A 2,456-nucleotide genomic window follows, 5' to 3' on the forward strand; every position below is an offset into this window, starting at 1 on the left:
GCTTCAGGCTGCTTCCCGATACCTGCGCCCCGGCGATATAGCCGCAGAATTCCGTAAAAGTTCGCTCCTCGAACGACAAGCTCGCAAAGCCGCCCGGCCCAAAATCGACGGGGGCGGTTTTCAACGAAGGATGGTCGGTGACAATGATGCTTTCGATACTGCGGCCAAAGCTCAGGACTGCGAGCAGCTTGCCGCATAGAACGCTCATCAAGGCGCGGCGCAAGTGATGGTCGATTTCAGCAGCATTGGACATGYCAGATACTATCTCATATTTTTTTGGTGCTCGACACCAGCTAGCCCATTTACCCTTAATGGCTCACTTGCTCGCATTCTTGCAAAATTTGTGTGAATTGAGGACTGGGCAGCCAAACCGACTTGATTTTATTGACGGATCTGGCTCGGATTCACTTTTTGTGCAAAAGAGTTGGCTGAACAATTGAGAAAGATCATGGCCGATAACGACGATCCGCGCTTCCAGAATGACCAGCCGCGCATCCATCCATCCGCGCAGCTGAAAGGCGTCAAGCTCGGCAAATATACCGAAGTTGGCGAGCGCGTTGTCCTGCGCGATCTGACAGCCGGTGATTTTACCTATTTCRAACGGCACAGCGAGGGAATCTATGCCGATATCGGGCGGTTTTGCTCGATTGCAGCGAACGTTCGCATCAACGCACTCGAACACCCGATGGAGCGGCTGACGACGCACACGATCAGCTACCGGCCGAACGAATTTTTCAAATACCAAGGCATCGACAACGTCTTTCGCGCACGCCGGCAAGCGAAACGCGTCGGGATCGGCCATGATGTGTGGATCGGCCATGGAGCGGTGATCATGCCTGCAATCCAGATCGGTCATGGCGCAGTCATTGGCGCCAACGCGGTGGTGACCAGGAATGTCGCGCCCTATACGATCGTCGCGGGCAATCCGGCCCGGCTGATCCGCCTTCGCTTCCCCGAAGAGATTGCCGCGCGGCTGCAGCGGCTTGCGTGGTGGGACTGGCCTCCAGAGACGTTATTCGAAGCCATCCCGGACATCCAGTCACTCGGCATCGAGGATTTCCTGGCGAAATGGGAACGTTGAAGATTACCCACCGTTTTGCTTGCAATCATTCCGCGCAGTATCCAACTGTGTTTTGCCCCAACGTCAAACCCTCGGGAGTTTTCTGATGAAGCGCACCCTTGCTGCACTGGCCCTTCTAGGCGCCGCCGTTCTTCCCGCACAGGCCGAAGAAGTTGGCAAGGTCGGCGTCGACTGGCTCGGCAATGATATCGTCATTGATGCCGTCACCGATCCGAAGGTGCAAGGCGTTACGTGCCATCTCGCATCATTCTCGCGGGGTATGATTGACCGGCTGCAGAAAGGCAACTGGTTCGAGGATCCGTCCAATGCCTCGATTTCCTGTCAGCAGACAGGCCCAATCACGATCGGAGAAATCGAGCTGGGCGAAGGTGGCGAGCGGGTTTTTTCCGAACGCACCAGCCTCATCTGGAAGAAGCTCGTCATTACGCGCATCTACGATAAACCCAACAATACGCTCATTTATCTTGCCCATGCCACGCAGGTTCAGGATGGCTCGGCCAAAACCTCGATCTCGACAGTCCCGCTCTTTGCGGGGAACATCAACTGGACCAAAGGCAAGCCGGAGTAATCATTCTGACTTTGGCGATTTGGTAAATAATCTTATACCATTGGCTAATAGGAATTTAATCTTATTTGTTGCAGGATGGATCAAGCTTTTATTTGAAGGGTTTGATCATGAATTTTCGCATTAAAAACCACAGGCTTGGCACGGGTGCATCGAATGTGAATTTCATCGGTTCGCCTAATATTGGCGGCGAATTAAACCCTAGGTTTCTGATCATTCACTACACCGCGAGCGGACCGGGCGCTGATATCGCCAGGTATTTTTCGCAAAAAGCTGCCAATGTTTCAGCACATCTCGTTGTCCGTCGCGATGGGTCAGTCACGCAATGCGTGCCATTCAATCTTGTGGCCTGGCATGCCGGCAAGAGCCAGTGGACGGGAAAGGGCGGTATCAAATATTCGGGGCTGAACAGTTCGGCTATCGGCATAGAAATCGAAAACTGGGGGCCGCTTAACAAGAGTGCCGAAGGCTGGGTGTCGTGGACCGGAGCGGCCGTTGATGGCTCGAAAGTCATCGAAGCCCGCCATAAGTTCGGTGTGCCCAATTGCGGCTGGGAAGTCTTCACCACTGCGCAGATCGAAACGGTGATTGCCCTAGCGCAAGCCATCTGCAGCACATATGCCATCGAGGATATCATGGGTCATGATGATATCGCCCCCGGCCGCAAGTCCGATCCGGGTCCGGCGTGGGACATGGAAGCATTCAAGGTGAGGGTAAAAGAGAAGACTGAATATAAGAAAACAAATGGTACACGGGTGCTGCAACGGACTGAGCGATAGCTCAAATCCCTTTAACAAAGCTGTCCAGTAC

General features: G+C 53.9%; 4 protein-coding genes. 3 read left to right on the forward strand and 1 reads right to left on the reverse strand.

The window, feature by feature from the left end; genetic code table 11:
- Window positions 1–253 (reverse strand): hypothetical protein (locus tag ACXJ5O_RS24335; protein ID WP_457302151.1); only part of this gene is annotated, 253 nt, incomplete at its 3' end.
- 195 nt (window positions 254–448) lie between these two features.
- Here ACXJ5O_RS24335 and ACXJ5O_RS24340 point away from each other — a divergent pair.
- The 3 genes from ACXJ5O_RS24340 (at window position 449) to ACXJ5O_RS24350 (ending at window position 2,425) form a co-directional block, all read left to right on the forward strand.
- Window positions 449–1,081 carry a DapH/DapD/GlmU-related protein gene (locus ACXJ5O_RS24340; protein ID WP_457302152.1) on the forward strand — a complete coding sequence of 211 codons (633 nt, stop codon included), beginning with the start codon at window positions 449–451 and terminating at the stop codon, window positions 1,079–1,081.
- Between the two features lie 85 nt (window positions 1,082–1,166).
- The gene (locus ACXJ5O_RS24345) at window positions 1,167–1,649 is read left to right on the forward strand and encodes a CreA family protein (RefSeq protein WP_457302153.1); all 483 of its coding nucleotides are present in this window, start codon (window positions 1,167–1,169) and stop codon (window positions 1,647–1,649) included.
- 107 nt (window positions 1,650–1,756) lie between these two features.
- Window positions 1,757–2,425, forward strand: coding sequence for an N-acetylmuramoyl-L-alanine amidase (locus ACXJ5O_RS24350; RefSeq protein WP_457302154.1), 669 nt, complete (start codon window positions 1,757–1,759; stop codon window positions 2,423–2,425).
- Window positions 2,426–2,456: the final 31 nt, after the last annotated feature.

The organism is Phyllobacterium sp. P5_D12, from assembly GCF_054049495.1.

Excerpts from the sequence above, each read along its gene's own strand:
- ACXJ5O_RS24345 (WP_457302153.1), top strand. The coding sequence starts at position 1,167 with ATGAAGCGCACCCTTGCTGCACTGGCCCTTCTAGGCGCCGCCGTTCTT.
- ACXJ5O_RS24350 (WP_457302154.1), top strand. The coding sequence starts at position 1,757 with ATGAATTTTCGCATTAAAAACCACAGGCTTGGCACGGGTGCATCGAAT.